The organism is Flavobacterium sasangense DSM 21067 (genome assembly GCF_000686885.1).
Classification (GTDB): Bacteria; Bacteroidota; Bacteroidia; order Flavobacteriales; family Flavobacteriaceae; genus Flavobacterium; species Flavobacterium sasangense.
Window position 1 is genome coordinate 70,422 of record NZ_JMLU01000006.1, and the last position, 19,788, is coordinate 90,209.

The 19,788-nt window shown below is 33.2% G+C and carries 16 protein-coding genes; 6 read left to right on the plus strand and 10 right to left on the minus strand.

Annotation, left to right across the window (positions count from 1 at the left end; all coding sequences use genetic code 11):
* Position 1 precedes the first annotated feature (1 nt).
* The 5 genes from BP92_RS0106480 (at position 2) to BP92_RS0106500 (ending at position 5,591) form a co-directional block, all read left to right on the plus strand.
* On the plus strand, positions 2 to 1,363 hold the full coding sequence (locus tag BP92_RS0106480) for a tetratricopeptide repeat protein (protein ID WP_026725313.1): 1,362 nt from the start codon (positions 2 to 4) through the stop codon (positions 1,361 to 1,363).
* A 1-nt stretch (position 1,364) separates the two neighbouring features.
* Positions 1,365 to 1,925, plus strand: coding sequence for an LPS export ABC transporter periplasmic protein LptC (lptC, locus tag BP92_RS0106485; protein ID WP_026725314.1), 561 nt, complete (start codon positions 1,365 to 1,367; stop codon positions 1,923 to 1,925).
* Positions 1,926 to 1,972: 47 nt separating this feature from the next.
* Positions 1,973 to 2,161: a hypothetical protein gene (locus BP92_RS0106490; protein WP_026725315.1), complete on the plus strand. Its 189-nt coding sequence runs from the start codon at positions 1,973 to 1,975 to the stop codon at positions 2,159 to 2,161.
* 7 nt (positions 2,162 to 2,168) lie between these two features.
* Positions 2,169 to 3,434, plus strand: coding sequence for a hemolysin family protein (locus BP92_RS0106495; protein WP_026725316.1), 1,266 nt, complete (start codon positions 2,169 to 2,171; stop codon positions 3,432 to 3,434).
* Between the two features lie 99 nt (positions 3,435 to 3,533).
* Entirely contained in the window at positions 3,534 to 5,591 is a 2,058-nt protein-coding gene (locus BP92_RS0106500; protein ID WP_026725317.1) for a peptidylprolyl isomerase, read from the plus strand.
* 52 nt (positions 5,592 to 5,643) lie between these two features.
* On the opposite strand, the gene BP92_RS0106505 is transcribed toward BP92_RS0106500, so the two are convergent.
* From BP92_RS0106505 to lepA, 4 genes are all read right to left on the minus strand, one after another.
* The gene (locus BP92_RS0106505; RefSeq protein WP_026725318.1) at positions 5,644 to 6,081 is read right to left on the minus strand and encodes a LexA family protein; all 438 of its coding nucleotides are present in this window, start codon (positions 6,079 to 6,081) and stop codon (positions 5,644 to 5,646) included.
* On the minus strand, positions 6,072 to 7,337 hold the full coding sequence (locus tag BP92_RS0106510; protein WP_026725319.1) for a Y-family DNA polymerase: 1,266 nt from the start codon (positions 7,335 to 7,337) through the stop codon (positions 6,072 to 6,074). The genes BP92_RS0106505 and BP92_RS0106510 overlap by 10 nt, the downstream gene beginning before the upstream one ends.
* A 60-nt stretch (positions 7,338 to 7,397) precedes the next feature.
* Complete coding sequence (locus tag BP92_RS0106515) at positions 7,398 to 11,687, minus strand: T9SS type B sorting domain-containing protein (RefSeq protein WP_150111880.1); 4,290 nt, start codon at positions 11,685 to 11,687, stop codon at positions 7,398 to 7,400.
* Between the two features lie 125 nt (positions 11,688 to 11,812).
* Positions 11,813 to 13,609: a translation elongation factor 4 gene (lepA, locus tag BP92_RS0106520; protein WP_026725321.1), complete on the minus strand. Its 1,797-nt coding sequence runs from the start codon at positions 13,607 to 13,609 to the stop codon at positions 11,813 to 11,815.
* 157 nt (positions 13,610 to 13,766) lie between these two features.
* On the opposite strand from lepA, the gene dusB reads away from it, so the two are divergent.
* Positions 13,767 to 14,762 (plus strand): tRNA dihydrouridine synthase DusB, encoded by a 996-nt coding sequence (gene dusB / locus BP92_RS0106525; RefSeq protein ID WP_026725322.1) that lies wholly within the window; start codon positions 13,767 to 13,769, stop codon positions 14,760 to 14,762.
* 29 nt (positions 14,763 to 14,791) lie between these two features.
* Here the strand turns inward: dusB and BP92_RS0106530 are convergent, their stop codons facing one another.
* The 6 genes from BP92_RS0106530 to BP92_RS0106555 all read right to left on the minus strand — a co-directional run bounded on the left by BP92_RS0106530 (position 14,792) and on the right by BP92_RS0106555 (position 19,764).
* The gene (locus BP92_RS0106530) at positions 14,792 to 15,151 is read right to left on the minus strand and encodes a nuclear transport factor 2 family protein (protein ID WP_026725323.1); all 360 of its coding nucleotides are present in this window, start codon (positions 15,149 to 15,151) and stop codon (positions 14,792 to 14,794) included.
* A 96-nt stretch (positions 15,152 to 15,247) separates the two neighbouring features.
* Positions 15,248 to 16,141 carry a pseudouridine synthase gene (locus BP92_RS0106535; protein WP_026725324.1) on the minus strand — a complete coding sequence of 298 codons (894 nt, stop codon included), beginning with the start codon at positions 16,139 to 16,141 and terminating at the stop codon, positions 15,248 to 15,250.
* A gap of 28 nt (positions 16,142 to 16,169) precedes the next feature.
* On the minus strand, positions 16,170 to 17,090 hold the full coding sequence (locus tag BP92_RS0106540) for a geranylgeranylglycerol-phosphate geranylgeranyltransferase (RefSeq protein ID WP_026725325.1): 921 nt from the start codon (positions 17,088 to 17,090) through the stop codon (positions 16,170 to 16,172).
* The gene (locus BP92_RS0106545; protein WP_026725326.1) at positions 17,077 to 17,703 is read right to left on the minus strand and encodes a hypothetical protein; all 627 of its coding nucleotides are present in this window, start codon (positions 17,701 to 17,703) and stop codon (positions 17,077 to 17,079) included. The genes BP92_RS0106540 and BP92_RS0106545 overlap by 14 nt, the downstream gene beginning before the upstream one ends.
* On the minus strand, positions 17,703 to 18,641 hold the full coding sequence (locus BP92_RS0106550; protein ID WP_026725327.1) for a mevalonate kinase family protein: 939 nt from the start codon (positions 18,639 to 18,641) through the stop codon (positions 17,703 to 17,705). The genes BP92_RS0106545 and BP92_RS0106550 overlap by 1 nt, the downstream gene beginning before the upstream one ends.
* Positions 18,642 to 18,687: 46 nt before the next feature.
* Positions 18,688 to 19,764, minus strand: coding sequence for a diphosphomevalonate/mevalonate 3,5-bisphosphate decarboxylase family protein (locus BP92_RS0106555; protein WP_026725328.1), 1,077 nt, complete (start codon positions 19,762 to 19,764; stop codon positions 18,688 to 18,690).
* Between the last annotated feature and the right edge of the window lie 24 nt (positions 19,765 to 19,788).

Here is a 19,788-nt window from a genome sequence, read left to right on the forward strand (position 1 = left end):
AATGAAAACGAAATTAACTTTACTATTTATAGCAGCAGCTAGTTTTTTTGTTCAAGCACAAAACACTGAAGCTTGTACTGAAACTTTAAGCTTAATGGCTACTTCAGTAAAAGCGAAAGATGTAGCAAGTTATGATTATTTAACAACTTTAAGAAAAGACTGCCCGTCTTTCCATAAAAGCATTTACTCTTATGGTGAATTAGCTATTAAAATGAAAATTGAAAAAGCAACAACACCACAAGATAAAGAAAAATACGTTCGTGATTTATTAAAATTATATGATGAGCACGATCAATATTTTCCTGGAAATGGCGCTGGAAATAAAATGAAAAAAGGTTTAGTTTTGTTTGAAAACAAAGTCGGAACAACTGATGAAGTATTTCAATTATTAGATGTTGCATTCAAAACTGACTATGCAAACTTTAAGTATGCAAAAGCGATGTATGTTTATTTCGAAATTTTAGTAAACAACCACAAAGCCAACAAAGGTGTAGAATTACAACAAGTATTTGATAAATATGACGATATTTCAAAAAAACTTGATGAGGAAGAAAAAGAATTATCTGAAGAAAATGATAGCTTTTTAACAAAAGAAGAAGCTGGGCAAGCTTTAACAGACAAAGAGAAAGCTAGAAAAACCAGAATTGAAAACAGTTTAGAAATTTTTGGAAATGTTAGAAATGACATGGACAATATTGTTCTAGAATTATCTACTTGTGAAAAACTTATTCCATTTTACCAAAAAGGATTTGAGTTAAACAAAACGAATGAAGAGTGGTTAAAAAGAGCCGCAAATCGTTTAGATGTAAAAGGATGTGATTCTGACCCAATATTCTCAAAAATATCTGAAGCGCTTTATAAATTAAATCCGAGTGCTGACGCTGCGTATCAGTTAGGTGTAGTGGAAATTCAAAGAAAAAACACTACTAAAGCTTTAGATTATTTTAATCAAGCTGCTAACTTATTTACTGACAATACTAAAAAAGCAAATGTATATTACAGAATTGCAGTAATGTATAGCAAATCAAACAAAGTGCAAGCTCGTACTTATGCAAGAAAAGCATTATCTGTAAAACCATCTTTCGGTAAAGCCTATTTATTGATTGCTCAACTTTATGGAAGCAGCATCAATGATTGCGGAAATGACCAATTTGAAAAAAGAGCTATGTACTGGTTAGCTGCTCAATACTGTGATAAAGCAGGAGCAGTTGATTCATCAATCAAAGCAACTGCAAGTAAAACAGCTGCAAGTTATAGAGCCGCTGCTCCATCTAAAACAGAAATTTTCCAATCTGGAAAAGCTGGACAAAGAGTTGCCTTTAACTGTTGGGTTGGAGAAAGTATTGTAGTTCCAAATTTGTAAAATGAAGTTATTCATTAAAAATAATATTCTAAACATGGTCACGATTTTTATCGTGACTATGTTTTTTTCATGTGAAAGCGACATCAAAAAAGTACAACAACTTAGTGAAACAAGTTTTATACCTACTGGAGAAGCCGACACCATCAATTTAAAGTATACCGATTCTGGACAAATTAAATCTATTTTAAAAAGTCCAAAAATGTTAGATTACAGTAACATCACAAATCCATTTACAGAGTTCCCAAAAGGCATCCATGTTACATTAATTGATAATAAAGGAAATACTACCACCGTTGTTGCAAACTACGCCATTTCCTACAAAAAAACGAATATCATTGATCTTCAAGGCAATGTAATTATTAGCTCTCAAAATGGTAAAAAACTAGAAACTTCTCAATTGTATTTTGATCAAAAAAACGAATGGTTTTTTACAGAAAAACACTTTAAATACACAGACGAAGCAGGAGGTTATTTAGAAGGACCTGGTGTTGATTTCAGCAAAGACTTTAAAATTTTTAACATGCAACAAAGTAGTGGCGAAGTAAACACTACTGACAAATAATTGTTTTTCAATCTCCTTTTTATTACATTTGATAAAATTAATTTACCATGACATACTTAAAATTTATCCAATATATCTATTTAATTTTTGCAGTTTTCTTTCTATACGATGCTTTTAGAAAATATCAAGAAGGAAAAGAATTAAGTGACATAGGTTTAAGTTTAATTATTGCTGGTGTTTCAGTAGGAATGTTTTTCTTTAGAAGACATTTTCACAACAAATACCAAAAAAAATAAACATTAAATGGAGATAGCCATTATTGTAATTTGCTTACTACTTTCGGCTTTCTTTTCTGGAATGGAAATCGCTTATGTTTCTTCAAACAAAGTATATTTATCTATTGAGAAAAGACAACAAAACTTTAATGCCTCTATCCTCAATAAACTTACAGAAAAACCTTCACAGTTTATAACTTCAATGCTCCTTGGAAACAATGTAGTATTAGTAGTATATGGTATTTATTCTGGAGATTTAATCATCAATTGGTTAGAAGGCTTTTTTGAATTTACAGCATTTATTGGATTACTGCTTCAAACGTTAATTTCTACTGCAATCATTTTATTAACAGCAGAATTTCTACCAAAAGTTTTCTTTCAAATTTATGCCAATTCTTTTATTAAGTTTTTTGCCGTTCCAAGTTATTTCTTTTATCAATTATTCTTTTGGCCAACAAAATTTATCATTTGGATTTCAGACATTATCTTAAGAACCTTTTTTAAAACACCAGGCGATCAAGTAAAAGAATATTTCAGCAAAGTAGAATTAGAAAACTATATTACGGAACAAATGAACAATGTTTCGCAAGACAATGAAATCGATTCCGAAATTCAAATATTCCAAAATGCACTTGAGTTTTCCGATTTGAAAGCAAGAGATATTATGACGCCGAGAACCGAGATTAGCGGTGTTGATATATTAGATTCGGTTGCTGAACTTAAAGAAAATTTTATTAAAACAGGCTACTCAAAATTACTTATTTACCAAAATTCTATTGATGATATTTTAGGCTATGTGCATTCATTTGAACTGTTTAAAAAACCAAAAACCATCAAAAGTATAATGATTCCCGTTGAATATATTCCAGAAACAATTTACATTAAAGATGCTTTAGATTTACTAACCAAAAAGAGAAAAAGTATTGCAGTAGTTTTAGATGAATACGGCGGAACATCTGGAATCATAACCGTGGAAGATATTATCGAGCAACTTTTTGGAGAAATTGAAGACGAACATGATTTAGACGAAGAATTAATAGACGAAATCATAGAAGAAAACACATATTTGTTCTCTGCCCGACTAGAAGTTGAATTCTTAAATGAAAAGTACAACTTACAAATTCCAGAATCGGATTCGTACACAACTTTAGGCGGTTACATTGTAAATCACACAAAGGAAATTCCAACAAATGAAGAAAAAATCATAATCGAGAATTTTGAAATTATCATCCATTCGGCAAGTAATAAAAAAATAGAATTGGTTCGTTTTTCGGTAAAAGAAGAAAAAAGATAAAAATCTTTAAAAATTTGAAGTAAAATATGACTTTACTATTTTATTATTAAATAGATAATTGTATTTTCGCCCTCTGAAAAAAATTAAACACAAATAAAAATGGCAGTTTTATCTAAAATTAGACAACGTTCATTCTTCCTAATTATTATCATTGCTTTAGCATTGTTTTCATTTGTATTAGCAGATGTAATTCAAAGTGGCACATTTAGCGCAGGAGCTAACAATGTAGGTTCGGTTAACGGAACAGACATTGAAGCACAAGAATTTATGCAAAATGTTTCAAACATTGAAAAACAAGGTCAAGGCACTAGCACTACTCAAGCAATGAATAGCGCTTGGGAACAAGAAGTTAGAAGAATTATCCTTACAGAAGAATTCGATAAATTAGGTTTAAAAATTGGTAGCGAACAATTAATTAACGTTATCAAACAAAATCCTAACTTAGCTCAAAATCCTCAATTTTTGAATGCTGCTGGTCAATTTGACGAAAATAAATTCAAAGAATTTTTGAAGGGAATCAAAAATGCTCCAGACCAATCTCAATGGATAGAATGGAAAGCGTTTGAAAAAAATGTTGAAAGATATGCTGTAGAGCAAATGTACAACACTATGATAAAATCTGGTGTTTACACTACCAAAGCAGAAGGTAAATTCCAATACAAATTAGAAAACGACAAAGTAGATTTCGAATATGTAACTGTTGCTTTTTCAACTGTAAATGATGATCAAGTTAAAGTTACTGATGCTGAGATTATCGACTTTATGAAAAAATCTCCTAAAAAATACAAATCTGAAAATACAACAAGTATTGATTTCGTTTTAGTAGAAAACAAACCATCAAAAGAAGACGAACAAGCAATGTTATCTTCAATTGGTGATGTTAAAGTAAAATTTGACTCAGTTGCAAATGTTGGAGAATTTGTAAATGCCAATTCAGATATTAAATTTGATTCTACTTATTTAGCGAAAAAAGATTTACCTCTTGATTACCAAGAAGCATTATTCAATTTACCTGTTGGAGGTGTTTATGGACCATACGTTTTCAACGGACACCAATGTATTTCTAGAATGATTGCTAAAAAAGGAAATGCTAGCGCTAAAGCTAGTCATATTTTATTAGCTTACAAAGGAGCTCCTCAATCTACTGCAACCAGAACAAAAGAAGAAGCTCAAGCTTTAGCAAATGACTTATTAGCTCAAGCAAAAGCAAATCCAGGAAACTTTGCTATGTTAGCAATGACAAACTCAGACGATCCAGGATCTAAAAATAATGGTGGTGAATATGACAATATCACTCCAGGACAAATGGTACCTAAATTTAATGACTTCGTATTCAATAATCCTGTAGGCTCTATCGGTGTTGTTGAAACTGATTTTGGTTTCCACGTAATCAAAGTTACCGATAAATATGATGCCGTTCTAATGGGGACTGTAGCTCAAAAAATTCAACCATCTGAGACAACTATTGACGCTATTTACACAAAAGCAAGTCAATTAGAAGCTGATGCTAATGAAAATACAGATTTTGCAGCTTTAGCTAAAAAAGCAGGATTAGAAGTAATACCAGCTACCAACTTAAAAGGATTCGACGAGTACGTTCAAGGAGTGGGTTCTCAAAGAGAAATCATCAGATGGTCATTCAATAAAGATACAGAAATTGGTGATGTTAGACGTTTTGAAGTTCCTCAAGGTTTTGTTATTGCAAAATTAAAAGACAAAAACGAAAGTGGTTTATTACCAATTGACATAGCAAAACAACAAGTTGAACCAATCATTAAAAATCAGAAAAAAGCTGAAATTATTAAGAAAAAAATGAGTGGTGCTTCTTTAGAAGCAGTTGCAAAAGCTTCTGGAGCTTCTGTTCAACCTGCTATGGGAGTTTCATTAAAAATGCCAGTTATTCCTAACATCGGCAATGAACCTAAAGTTGTAGGTAAAGCTTTTGGATTAGCTGCAGGTAAAACTTCTGAAGTTATTGAAGGAAACTCAGGTATGTTTATGGTAAGAGCTAAAGCTGTAACTAAAGCACCTGAAGTACCAAGTTACACAACTTACATTACTCAAGATAGAACTCAAAATCAATCATACGCTATCTCTAAAGCATACACAGCTTTAAAAGATAAAGCAGAGATCAAAGATAACAGAGCTAACTTCTAAGAAGAGTTTCATATAATAAAAAAGGCTATCCGAAAATCGTGATAGCCTTTTTTTATTTAATTTGTTTTATAACGTAAGTCACAATGCCCCAAATTATAAATTCGTTATGCGGCTTAATTTGAATGGGAGCATAACTTGGATTTTCGGGCATTAAGAAAACAGCTTCATCAGTTTTCTTGATTCGTTTTACTGTAAACTCACCGTCAATAAAACAAACCGCTACAGCATTATTTCTTGGCTCAAGACTTCTATCAATTACTAAAATATCGCCATCATCAATTCCTGCCCCTGTCATGGAGTTTCCACTTGCTTTGGCATAAAAGGTTGCTTCTTTATTCTTAATCAACAAATGATCTAAACTTACTTTTGATTCTTCAAAATCAGCTGCAGGCGAAGGAAATCCCGCTTTAATTTCACTCGAAATAAATGAGGTTTCGATCGGATTTTCAAAATCAGGAACGAAGAAAGTTATTTTGGAATTTACTTGCATTTTACTTCTAGTAATTCGTTAAAATTCGTAGTATATCGATTGGATAAATGATTCTGTTTCATTTTCCAAGTGCGTTTTAAATCTTGTGAAGCTAATCGAAGTTTACGTTCGCCAGTTTTCGCCTGAACCGCATCCATAACTTCCATAAGTTTTTGGTACTTTGGATTCTCTTCGTCAAAAAGTTTAAATTGGCGTTGTGAAGAAGGCACAATCTCTGAAACTATAACACCTGCTTTTTTATAAGCCGTTCCTTCTTGATACAGATCTTTCAACATCATAATAGCGGTTTGACTAATTGAAAAAGAAGTATTGGAAGGGAAAGATAAAGTTTGCATGCGATAAAAACTATACTTTTCACCATTAGCGTTAAATGGATCTTTTCGCAAATACAAAGTAACCGCATTGCAACAGGAATTTTGTTTACGCAATTTCTCAGAACAAACACTGGCAAAAGTTACTACTCGCTCTTTGAGTTCATTAAAATCAGTAATATCTTTTTCGAAACTTCTCGTTACAGCGATATTTTTTTTTGCTTTAGGTTCTTCCATTTCTAAAACTGACTTCCCTTCCAATTCATACTTCAAACGCATTCCTACAACACCCATTTCTTTGCGAATAAAGGCTTCGTTATGCGGAAGTGTAAAATCATATGCCGTTTTAATATTTTTCGCTTGCATTTTTTTGGTCAAACGAAAACCAATACCCCAAACATCTTCAATTTTAGTCCATTTTAAGGCTTTGATTCGTTTTTCCTCGGTATCGATAACATAAATTCCATTTGTGCGTTCTGGAAACTTCTTAGCAATTTTATTAGCTACTTTTGAAAGTGCTTTTGTAGGCGCAAAACCAATTCCGATTGGAATACTTAACCATTTCAAAATTCTGTGTTGGATTTCGGCACCATAAGCATTGAAATCAGGAATTGTCATTCCTGAAAAATTCAAAAAAGCCTCGTCGATGCTATACACCTCAACATTTGGCGTATAATTTTCTAAGATTTTCATCACTCTATGACTTAAATCGCCATACAACGCATAATTGGAAGAGAAAACGTGAATATCATGTTGCTTTAACAAATCGCGAAATTGAAATTCAGGTGCGCCCATAGGAATTCCTAATGCTTTAGCTTCATTACTACGCGAAATAATACAACCATCATTATTAGACAAAACCACAACAGGTTTGCCATTTAACTGAGGCTGAAAAACACGTTCGCAAGAAACGTAAAAGTTATTACAATCAACTAAAGCATACATTTTGTAAAGTTACTTCAACTTTCACAAAAAGGAAATGAGTCAATTGTTAATGTTAATAAATTATCGTTTTAAAGAAAAGTGAGCTTTAAAAATTTGTTTAGTCGTTCCATTCTGAGGCAAATATTCCACCGTAAACCAATAATCCGTAGAAGGTAGCTTTTCACCATTGTAAATTCCATCCCAACCTGAACTAGCAGGCGACATTTGTTTCAAGAATTTACCATAACGATCAAAAATATTAATCACTGCATCAGGTTGATGGCTTAAATCCCAAATATTCCAATTATCGTTGACTCCATCTGCATTTGGTGTAAAATAATTAGGATAATTAATAATATAAATTGGACCTACAATTGTTGGATTACATCCCCCTAAAATATCATAAATATTCACATAATATTCGCCTGTTGGCAAATTAGCAAACACATTACTCGATTGATATTCGGTCACACTTCCATCTGGATAAACCAATTGATACAAATAATCTCCGAATCCACCTGTTAAATTCACTGTAATGAAAGTATTGTTTTCAAACGGAGTACTTACCGTAAAATCAGCTACAGCCGGACTCGATTGTACAATAGTTACCGTAGTTGTGTTGTAATTACAATTAGCTCCTACATCAGGTGTTAGTTTAATAAATTCAACCGTATAAACTCCCGCTTGCGAAGCGGTATAACTTGGACCGGTTCCCATTAAAGTTCCATTCAAATACCAATTCACGGTAAAAAATGCAGGATTTAAACCTGAATTCATGGTAAAGGTTCGTAACACATCACCTGTCTGAGAATCCACACAGATAATTCCACCTTGAATTGTTATGTTCAAAAGAGGATGAACTGTGAATGTGAACGAAATTTCGTCGTTACAATTTGGGTTCCCAATTGCTGAAGCATAAACATAATAGGTATACGTTCCAGGAGTTGTTATATTTAAATTCGTAATTAAATCTGCTGGATTACCTCCCGATTGTGAATAATAACCAATGTTATAAGTTGTTATTGGCAACGTTGGCAACACATAAGTTCCACATTCTTCGTTATCGAAAACCAATCCTAAAGTAGCTAAATTTGGTGTTTCAGAAATAACAACATTAAAACTATCTTCTTGTGTACAGATAATTCTATCTCCGTTTACTGCGTAAACATAAATTGTTGTAGTCGTATTTGGTGTATTAAAAATGGTCCCTGGCGGCACAGGATTTACTCCATTTGGATCATAAAAATAACCAATGGTATAATTAAACGGTGTCGGCGCCACATGTGTTAATGCTGGCAATTGAAAATTTTCAAATTCACAATGTAGTTCATCTCGATAATCTGGTAAATTAATACCGTTGTAAGTGATTGTAAAAGGACGATTGATTTCGCAACCTGTTGTGGTATCAATGTTATACAAATAGAAGGTCTGCGTGGTATCAAACGTTTGAGAAGAAGACACAACTGTTCCTCCTCCGCTTGGACCTCCTGGTGCTGTATAAATTGTTCCGTTTACAGGTGCTGGAATCGTGTAAGGATTACATTCTGTTCTACCAATAATATTATCTGCAGCAGGAAATGGATTAATACTTATGGTAAAAGAATCTTCATTAGAACATAATGTAACTGAACCATCTGGATTATTAAATGTTTGTTCATTATAAACATAATAAGTTCCAGGATTTAAATGAGTTCCAGATAAATCAATAATATCACCAGCAAATAATTGTTGCTGTCCAAATGCTGTCGGACCACCTGACAATGTGTAATAAGTTCCATTTAACAAAACAGGTAGAACAAATTCTCCACATCGAGGTCCATCTGGAATATTGTCAACTAATGGCGTGGGATGAATAACAATATTGTAATTTAAATTGCTAGTACAATTAGGCAAAACAGAGGTGTTTGTAAAATAATAAACCACTTGGTTTGATGTTATTGGAATATTAGGATCTACCGAAACACCTGACCCATTAGGACCCGTAAAATAACCTCCAAATGTAACTGGAGGCAGAACATACCCTTGTTGAGAACACGCATAAACCGTAGAAAATAATGTAGTATCTACTAAATTAATCACAATATCATTCGACTCAATACAAGTTCCTGGCAAACCTTGACTTGTTGTGTGCGCTAAAGAATTAACTACATAGTAGGTTCCTGGGAAGTTGGGCCCAGCAACACTAATAACATCTCCTGCATTCAAAGCCGTTCCTCCTCCATTTGGATCTGTGTTATAATTTCCATTAGTTAATGGTGGCAAAACATAAGAATCACATGTTGTAACATCTGCAGGATCATCTACCAATGGCACTGGATGTATAAAGAAAATAAATTGCTCATCTCTACAAAACACCCCATTAACCTCTGCATAATAATACAAGGTCTCGGTAATCGTCGCAGCTGTTGTATTCAAATATTCAGTTCCTGTTGGAACAATAACACCAGTACCTGTTGGACCTCCTGGTTGTGTATAATAATTACCGATATTTTCAGGAGGAGTTGGCACCACGAATCTTCCACAATGATCTAATTGCGGAACATACTCGTCAATCAACGTTAAATTAAAACTAGATTCATTAGTACAGCCATTTGCATCTGGTCCAGCAAAAATGTAATACGTTCCACCATCAACTAAAATATCTCCGATATTAAATTGCACTTGACCTGGCGTTGTTGGACCACCTGGTAAAAGATAATAGGTCCCATTCACAATCGTTGGCAAAGTAAATTGACTACATTCAATTGGATCTGGAATATCATCTACTAATGGTAACGGATTAACCGTTATCGTAACCGATGTAACATCAAAACAAATTGGATTAGAATTGTCTTGAATTCGGATTCCAACAGTAACCGTAGTGGTTCCGTTTGGAATTGTAATAGAAGTTATTGGATTTGTTCCCGAAGAAGCTTCTCCAACTGAATTATAATAAGTAACTGTATAATTAGCTGGCGATTGTCCATTTAAAACCTCATTTGTAGTTGTAGCAGTAAAAGTGTAATTAGTACTTCCCTGCCCTTCACAAACTGAAATTGGGCTAGGTGCAGTTGCAACCGCTGCATTGTTAACAATCAAATCAAAAGAATATTCCGCATCACAGAAATTACCTGAAACCGTATTAAATATTTTAATGTAAATTGTTTGAGCACCTGCACTTGGGTAAGAAGTCAAATTCGCACTAGGAATTGGATTATTAGCAACAATATCGGCAGGAGTTTCAAAGTAAAAAACATCATAAATAGTGGTATCAATTCCTAAAGCAGCTTCATTATTTGAAGTAAGATTAAAATTATATGTTGCCGCTCCCGTATTACATGTAAGCAAGTCAGACGGATTTGTTACAGCCAAATCGGTAAAGACGATTGTATCTGTAATTACACAAGTACCTCTAATTGCCTCAACAGTGTAAGTTCCGGCATGAGTTACTGTATAATTAGAATTTGTTTCCCCTGGAATGGGATTTCCATTTTCGTACCAAGTGTAAGTAAACGTATTATCTAAATTGGTATTCAAAAGAACCTCATCACCCGAACAAATAATCTGATCTGGACCCAAATCTAAAGTAGTGGTAAAACTTCCCGCCGCTATAAAAACTGCTGAGTCAAAACCAGTATTGGCATAATCCCCGATTACCAATCGAATTTTGTAAGGTGTATTAGGAATAACCGCCGAAGAAGCATTCATAACCACAGTTTGACCTCTCATATTTAAAGCAGAAGTTGGATTTCCAACATTATATGTTCCAAAAAAAGTCGGATTTACAGAAGCGCAACTATTATTTGGACTCGAAGGATCGTTGTAAGTACTATTTCTGATTGTAGTTACCGAAACTGGTGTACTTGTACCCGGAATCACAGCGAGGTTTGTTGAAACTCCAGAAGACAAATCGGTTAAAACAAAAGCAAAAACATCACTGAATTCACATTGATAAAAACCATACTCATTAGAAGCAAACAAGAAATTAAAACTAAAACTATTCGAAAGCGGAATAAAATCAAATTCTAAAAATTCGGCATTTACAATTGAACTTGTTCCGCCATTAGTATTACTTAAAGTTTGTAAAAAAGCATCCCCTGAATTTGTGACAGAACTACTCAAATTAGCACCAGAATATTGACCCTGTGTAAAAGTCGCCACACCATTTCTAATAATTATTCCTTCCGAAATAGGAAAACTAGAACCATTTTGATTAAAATAGGCAACCGCTTGGGTGGAAGAAACCGAAATATTTGAAACTTGAACACAAGAATTTCCTAACAACAAATCAACTAATTGTGCGGGTGAATTTGTAGTATTATCAACTGTTATCCCTTGTGAAAACAAACAAGTTGAATATAAAAAGGCGAATATAAAAAATAAGTTTCTCAAGATTTATGGGGGTTTAAATCATTGACATAAATATAACTAAAAAAGAAAAACCAACTATTATTAAATGCAAAAAAGTTTGAATATTATTAAATATTCAAACTTTTAGTTAATTATTTAGTTTTTATCTAATCGTTAAGCTTCAAAACAGCCATAAACGCTTCTTGAGGAATTTCTACGTTTCCTACCTGACGCATACGTTTTTTACCTTTTTTCTGTTTTTCTAAAAGTTTACGTTTACGTGAGATATCTCCACCATAACATTTTGCTGTTACGTCTTTTCTCAAAGCTTTAATAGTTTCACGAGCGATAACTTTTGCACCAATGGCAGCCTGAATTGGAATATCAAACTGTTGTCTTGGGATTAATTCTTTTAGCTTCTCACACATTTTTTTACCAATATTGTACGCATTACTTTCGTGAATTAAAGCCGAAAGTGCATCTACTGGTTGTGCGTTTAATAATACATCTAAACGTACTAATTTTGATTCGCGCATTCCTATTGGATGGTAATCAAAAGAAGCATATCCTTTAGAAACTGTTTTTAATCTATCATAAAAATCAAATACGATTTCCGCTAACGGCATATCGAAATTTAATTCCACACGTTCGGTAGTTAAATAAGTTTGATTTGTAATTAAACCACGTTTTTCGATACACAAACTCATTACGTTTCCTACGAAATCTGATTTTGTGATAATCGTAGCTTTGATATATGGCTCTTCTACTCTATCTAATTTTGAAGGTTCTGGTAAATCGGATGGATTGTTTACAATTAAGATCGTATCCGGTTCTTTTTTAGTGTACGCATGATACGAAACGTTAGGAACCGTTGTAATAACCGTCATATCAAACTCACGCTCTAAACGTTCTTGGATAATTTCCATGTGTAACATTCCTAAGAATCCACAACGAAAACCAAATCCTAAAGCAGCCGAACTTTCCGCAGCAAATACCAACGAAGCATCATTCAACTGTAATTTTTCCATCGAAGCACGTAAGTCTTCGTAATCTTCTGTATCTACAGGATAAATTCCAGCGAAAACCATTGGTTTTACATCTTCAAATCCTTGAATAGCATTTGTAGTAGGCTCTTTTGCATCGGTAATTGTATCTCCTACTTTTACTTCTTTAGCTTCTTTAATTCCAGAAACTAAGTAACCAACATCTCCCGTCGAAATTACATTTTTTGGAACTTGATTTAATTTCAATGTCCCAACTTCATCCGCGTAATATTCGTTTCCAGTCGCCATGAATTTAATCTTCTGACCTTTTTTGATTTCTCCGTTAAGAACACGGAAAATAACCTCAATTCCTCTAAAAGGATTGTAATGTGAATCGAAAATCAACGCTTGAAGCGGTTCATCTTTATCTCCTTTTGGAGCTGGAATTTTCTCAATAATAGCTGCCAAAATATTTTCAACACCAAAACCTGTTTTTCCAGAAGCGTGAATAATATCTTCTAAATCACAACCAAGTAAATCAATGATATCATCACTAACTTCTTCAGGATTAGCACTTGGTAAATCTACTTTATTTAAAACTGGAATAATTTCCAAGTCGTTTTCTAACGCCAAATATAAGTTCGAAATCGTTTGTGCCTGAATACTTTGAGCTGCATCTACAATCAACAAAGCTCCTTCACAAGCCGCAATAGAACGAGAAACCTCATACGAGAAATCCACGTGACCCGGAGTGTCGATTAAGTTCAAAATATAATCTTCTCCTTTGTATTTGTACTCCATTTGAATGGCGTGACTTTTTATGGTAATACCACGTTCGCGCTCTAAGTCCATGTTATCAAGTAACTGAGCTTTTTCTTCGCGAGCCGAAACGGTTTGTGTAGCACTCAACAATCTGTCAGCTAACGTACTTTTTCCGTGGTCAATGTGTGCAATAATGCAGAAATTTCTAATGTGTTTCATTCTTCAAGTTCAATGTCAAGTTCAAATTTCAATAGCAATTCTTTCGAACAATTAATCTGCAAATATAAAGCAAAGTTTTGATTTATAAGGCTGAAACTTGAAACCTTAAACTTGAAACCAACAAAAATTTGTATTTTTGCAAAAAAATTGAAGCACCATGCCTAAAATTGGTAACATCATACTACCCGATTTCCCTTTATTATTAGCCCCAATGGAAGATGTGAGCGACCCACCATTTCGTCGTTTATGCAAATTACATGGTGCTGATTTGATGTATTCTGAATTTATTTCTTCGGAAGGATTGATTCGTGATGCGATGAAAAGCAAACAAAAATTGGATATTTTTGATTACGAACGCCCAGTTGGAATTCAAATTTTTGGTGGTGATGAAGAGGCAATGGAAATGAGTGCTAAAATCGTAGATACCGTTCAACCTGATTTGGTGGATATTAATTTTGGTTGCCCTGTAAAAAAAGTCGTTTGTAAAGGTGCTGGAGCAGGCGTTTTGAAAGATGTTGATTTGATGGTGCGTTTAACCAAAGCCGTTATCAAAGGAACGAGTTTACCTGTTACGGTAAAAACACGTTTGGGTTGGGACGAAAGTTCTATTAATATTGATGAAGTTGCGGAACGTTTGCAAGATATTGGCGTGCAAGCTTTAACCATTCATGCCAGAACGCGCGCTCAAATGTATAAAGGACATTCTGATTGGAGTCATATCGAACGTGTAAAAAATAATCCGAGAATTACAATGCCAATTTTTGGAAATGGTGATATTGATTCACCTGAAAAAGCATTGGAATACAAAAACAAATATGGTTTAGATGGCATGATGATTGGTCGTGCTGCGATTGGTTATCCTTGGATTTTTAATGAAATTAAACATTATTTCGCCACAGGAAAAAAACTAGCACCACCAAGCATGAACGACCGAATTGAAGCCGCAAGAAACCACTTGATTTGGAGTATCGAATGGAAAGGCGAACGTTTAGGTATTAACGAAATGCGTCGTCATTATACCAATTATTTCAAAGGCATTCACGGTTTTAAAGAATACAAACAAAAATTGGTTACCACAGATGGCATCAATCAATTATTGGATGTATTTACTGAGATTGAGCAGGTGTATGCGGATTATACATTTTCAGAATAAAAAAAAGCGACTTAAATAAGTCGCTTTTTTTATCCATGATAAACCCTAGAAAACACAATTTTTCCCTCTTTAATTTCTAAAACTTCAGCTACTAACATATCGGCTTCACCTGCTACTTGACGTGTGTATTCCATAAAAACACGATCAGTGTTCGCGGTTAATGAGGTTACTTTGTAGTGTAATGTTGGTAATCTATCAAAAGCGTCTTGCCACCAAACGCGCATAGCTTCTTTTCCAATGATTAAACCATTAGTTTCGGGTTGACGAATTTTCAATTTCGGACTGAAATGTTGGGCTTCGTCGTCGTATAATTCTAATAATTTCTCTAAGTTTTTGGTATTGAAAGCATCGAACCATTTAATGGCGATTTGTTGTAGTTGATTTGGCATAAAGTTTAAGATTAAAACGCAAAGTTCGCAAAGATTACTAAATAAAAAAGGCACAAAGAAAAAATCCAATGTGCCTATGTGTTTCAAAAAATACGTTTAAGCATTTTTAAGGTTGATTATTTCTTGTTCCGTTAAGAATCTCCAATCGCCTCTTGGTAAATTTTTCTTAGTTAAACCAGCAAATGTTACGCGGTCCACTTTTAAAACATCGTATTTTAAATGTTCGAAAATTCTACGAACGATTTTTACGTTTGAAGTTTTCATTTTTAAACCAATTTCACTTTTTGGCTGATCTTCGATATAAGTGATTTCTTCCACATAAACTCTGTGGTCATCAATCGTTAATCCTTTTTGAATACGTTCTAAATCTTCAAATTTTAAGTTTTTATCCAAAGTAACTTGATATACTTTCGATGAACGCTGGTTAGGAGCAGTAAATTTTTGGATAATTTCAGTATCATTGGTAAACAACAACAAACCGGTTGTGGTTTTATCCATTCTTCCTACAGGTTGCAATTTGGCTTTAGTTGCATTTCGAACTAAATCTAAAACATTTGCAGAACCTTGCGAATCATCTCCTGCTGTAGAAAAGTTTTTTGGCTTATTTAATAAGATATATTCTTTCTTTTCTGGCGTAATGTTCACACCATCAAACTGTACTGAATCGGTTAATTTTACTTTGTAACCCATTTCGGTAATTACTTCACCGTTTACCTTTACATTTCCACTTTGAATGTAAATATCCGCATCTCTTCGGCTACACATTCCCGAATTAGAAATATAACGATTTAGACGAATTTCATCTGGATTAGATGGTTTTTTTGGAGATTTTGGAGCTTTAGGCGCTTCTTTAGCAGCTTCTGGTTTCGTTTTAAACTTTGAAGGCGCTTTACGAATTGGCGCATTTCCTCTTGAATTACTATCTTTTTTGTAACCTCCTTGTCTTCCTGAACCTGGACGACTTTTATCATTATCTTGATGACGTGACATATTATAAACAATTTGTGCAAAGATATAACTAATATATGGAAATCAATTTTTTGCCGTGAATTAAAACTGATGGTTCGATTAAAACAATACAAAAAACACCTGAAACAATAATAAATTTCAATAAAAAATGAAGTTTTAGATATTCCGTCTTAGAAGTTGCTTTCCATAAAAGTAAAGCAAAAAACAACAACCCAATCAAACTTAAATAGAAGTAAATATCCATGTAACCTACATCATAAACTTCAATTAAAAAATAAACTGGAATTAAAGTAGAAATCGTTAAAACCGAAATAATAGATTTAGCCATTTTCTCTCCAAAGACAACAGGAATGGTTTTATAATCAGCTATTAAATCGCCTTCAATATTTTCTAAATCTTTGATTAATTCGCGAATTAAAATCAGCAACAACAAGAAAGTCGCATGAGCAAAAATGACGTGATAAAAGTTTTTGTAATACATCAAAATCCCAAAAAAAGGCAAAACCGCTAAAACAGCAGCCGTGATGTTACCAATCAAGAACATTTTTTTTAATTTATGCGAATAAAACCAAATTAGAAAAATGTAAGTCGAAAAAAACAAAACCGCGCGCCAAGAAATGAAAAACATCAATAAAGCAACAATGAAATTAATTCCGAAATATACTTTCAACTTGGTTTCCTGACTCACCAAACGGTCAATCATGGCTTTTTTAGGACGATTGATTAAATCCTTTTTGGCATCGTAAAAATTATTGATGATATAACCTGAAGCAATGGTTAAAGTAGAAGCAACAACGATTAAAAACAAACGCCAATCGAGAATAATATCCAACGCTCGTTTCTCGGGAGCAAGAATAAATATTGCTGAAAGATATTGCGCTAACGCCACGACCCAGATATTATATCCTCTAATCACAGAAAAGAAGCTGAAGATTTTAGTAAGGACTAATTTGGATTTACGGGTGAGCATTTTTGCTTATTTTTTCTTTTATGAATTTAACAACTGCGACCAAAATCATCATACAAATTAAATAAGGAATCAAATAATCGAATGGATCTGTAAAATAATTCCAAAAATTAATTTGTAATTCCTTCGGAATGGTATCGTATATCAAGTAATTGTATCTTAATTTATAAACTTCGATAAGCAATAACTCGTTTAAAGGAATTAAAAATACTAATGAAAGAATTGTAACCCAAATAAAACTATTTGAAATTCTTTTAATAAAAAACAACAACCCCACTAAAGGCAAAATGAACGGTAAAAAAAACTCTAAATAGCTTGAAAAATAAAAAGAATTATCATCTTGGTTTTTATCAATCGTATGATATAAAAATAGCTGTAATAGGTATTCATAATTCAGTAAAACAAACAAAAGAATCAACGAAAGCAAACTCCAATATTTAATTATTATTTTAGAATACTTAAAACCATTATCCACAAAAGAAAAATAGGAACTTTCTAAAGGATTTAAAAATTCATTGTTGAAAATTTCTTTTTTAAAAAAGGCTTTACTCCAACTGTTGTAAAAAAACAAATAAGCTAAAGAAAAACACTTTAAAAAAACAATGTAATATTCCATTAAAAATTATAAACCACTTCTAATTTATAGTCTTTCAACGATTCTTTTGCTTTATCTAAGTCTTGTGTAAATCCTAAAATATAACCGCCACCGCCAGAACCACATAATTTCAAATAGTAATCGTTGGTGTCGATTCCTTTTTGCCACACTTGGTGAAATTGCTCTGGAATCATCGGTTTGAAGTTGTTCAACACTACTTTTGATAATTGCTTGGTGTTTTCTAATAACGATTTTACGTCGCCGTGCAAGAAATTTTCCACACAAGCATCGGTATATTTTATGAATTGTGATTTTAACATCGTACGGAAACCATTATCCTTTAAGTTTTCCATGAAAATCGAAACCATCGGAGCTGTTTCGCCCACAATTCCTGAATCAATTAAGAAAACCGCACCTTTTCCTTGTGTGCTTTGTGTTGGAATTCCAGTTGCTTCAATATTATCTTTTGAGTTGATTAAAATTGGAATACTCAAATAACTGTTCAAAGGATCTAAACCTGAACTTTTTCCGTGGAAAAACGATTCCATTTGAGAAAAAATCGTTTTTAATTGCAATAATTTTTCACGCGTTAAATTCTCTAAAACCGTGATTTTATCATTCGCATATTTATCGTAAATAGCTGCTACTAAAGCACCACTACTTCCTACTCCATATCCTTGTGGAATGCTCGAATCGAAATACATTCCGTTGTTTACATCTTGTTTTAAAACTTCTAAATTGAAAGTTACTAACTTAGGTTGTTCAACTTGTAATTGCTCCAAGTAAACAACGAATTTTTTTAAACTTTCGTTAGATTTAATAGCGCTTTCAGACGAATTTCCATCGTTCTTTAAAGCACCATTGTAAAAATTATAAGGAATTGAAAGTCCTTTCGAATCTTGGATAATTCCGTATTCTCCGAAAAGTAATATTTTTGAGTAAAAAAGTGGTCCTTTCATAAATTTCAGTTTTCTTTTTCAGTAAACAATGAGTAAATGTACAAAATTATTTTGATTTGGCACCATTCCCAATTTGGTCACAAATATACTGCCCATTTTGACAATAGCCAACTAATTCATCTTGAATAAATTGCAACACGTTTTCTTTCACATTCTCAGGATACAAAACATGAACATTCGCTCCTGCATCTAACGTAAAACAAACAGGAATTTGCGTTTCATTTCTGAATTTCCAAATTTTATTAATAATCTCCAATGTATTGGGCTTCATTAATATAAAATACGGCATCGAAGTCATCATCATCGCGTGTAACGTCAAAGCTTCACTTTCTACAATTTTGACAAATTCTTCAACATTTCCGGAAGTTAAAATTGCTTTTATTTGGGATAAATTTTCGTGTGCTTGAGCAAAACGTCTTTCGGCATATGGATGATCGTGCATTAAATCGTGCCCAACGGTACTCGAAACTTGCTTCTCACCTTTATCCACTAATAAAATAGTGTCTTGATAGTTTTTGAAGTTGGAATGAATTTCTGAAAATTCCACTCCAAACAAATCAGAACTTCCGTTAATTTCTGCATGATTACCCCAAACTACTACTTCGCCTTTGATGCTCCTACACGCACTTCCACTTCCTAATCTCGCTAAAAAAGAAGCTTTTGAGTAAAAATAATCATCAGAAATTGAAGGATTAATTGCTTTTTCCAAACTCATGATATTCATTGCCAAAGCTGCCATTCCTGAGGCTGAAGAAGCAATTCCCGAACTGTGAGGAAATGTATTTTGGGTATCGATTTTAAAATGATATTCTTTTAAAAACGGACAATATTTTTCGATTCTTTCGAAGAATTTTTGAATTTTTGGTTTAAAATCTTCTTTTGGTTTTCCTTCAAAAAGTAAATCGAATGAAAAACTATTATTTTCTAATTTTTTAACTACTTCCAACTTCGTAATTGTTTTACAATTGTTTAACGTAAAACTTATCGATGGGTTCGCTGGAATTTGGTTTTCTTTCTTGCCCCAATATTTCACTAAGGCAATATTACTAGGCGCGCTCCATTCGAAACTAGCGGATTCAATAGAATTATATGAGTTGGCGATAAAATCTTTTTCGGTAAGCATAGCTTAAAATTTTGACAAAAATAC

What these genes read in the sequence shown, in the direction of transcription:
- BP92_RS0106505 (WP_026725318.1), bottom strand. Translation starts at nt 6,081, where the DNA reads ATGCAAGTAAATTCCAAAATAACTTTCTTCGTTCCTGATTTTGAAAAT.
- lptC (WP_026725314.1), top strand. Translation starts at nt 1,365, where the DNA reads ATGAAGTTATTCATTAAAAATAATATTCTAAACATGGTCACGATTTTT.
- BP92_RS0106480 (WP_026725313.1), top strand. Translation starts at nt 2, where the DNA reads ATGAAAACGAAATTAACTTTACTATTTATAGCAGCAGCTAGTTTTTTT.
- BP92_RS0106555 (WP_026725328.1), bottom strand. Translation starts at nt 19,764, where the DNA reads ATGCTTACCGAAAAAGATTTTATCGCCAACTCATATAATTCTATTGAA.
- BP92_RS0106490 (WP_026725315.1), top strand. Translation starts at nt 1,973, where the DNA reads ATGACATACTTAAAATTTATCCAATATATCTATTTAATTTTTGCAGTT.
- BP92_RS0106500 (WP_026725317.1), top strand. Translation starts at nt 3,534, where the DNA reads ATGGCAGTTTTATCTAAAATTAGACAACGTTCATTCTTCCTAATTATT.
- BP92_RS0106495 (WP_026725316.1), top strand. Translation starts at nt 2,169, where the DNA reads ATGGAGATAGCCATTATTGTAATTTGCTTACTACTTTCGGCTTTCTTT.
- BP92_RS0106545 (WP_026725326.1), bottom strand. Translation starts at nt 17,703, where the DNA reads ATGGAATATTACATTGTTTTTTTAAAGTGTTTTTCTTTAGCTTATTTG.
- BP92_RS0106535 (WP_026725324.1), bottom strand. Translation starts at nt 16,141, where the DNA reads ATGTCACGTCATCAAGATAATGATAAAAGTCGTCCAGGTTCAGGAAGA.
- BP92_RS0106530 (WP_026725323.1), bottom strand. Translation starts at nt 15,151, where the DNA reads ATGCCAAATCAACTACAACAAATCGCCATTAAATGGTTCGATGCTTTC.
- dusB (WP_026725322.1), top strand. Translation starts at nt 13,767, where the DNA reads ATGCCTAAAATTGGTAACATCATACTACCCGATTTCCCTTTATTATTA.
- BP92_RS0106550 (WP_026725327.1), bottom strand. Translation starts at nt 18,641, where the DNA reads ATGAAAGGACCACTTTTTTACTCAAAAATATTACTTTTCGGAGAATAC.
- lepA (WP_026725321.1), bottom strand. Translation starts at nt 13,609, where the DNA reads ATGAAACACATTAGAAATTTCTGCATTATTGCACACATTGACCACGGA.
- BP92_RS0106540 (WP_026725325.1), bottom strand. Translation starts at nt 17,090, where the DNA reads ATGCTCACCCGTAAATCCAAATTAGTCCTTACTAAAATCTTCAGCTTC.
- BP92_RS0106510 (WP_026725319.1), bottom strand. Translation starts at nt 7,337, where the DNA reads ATGTATGCTTTAGTTGATTGTAATAACTTTTACGTTTCTTGCGAACGT.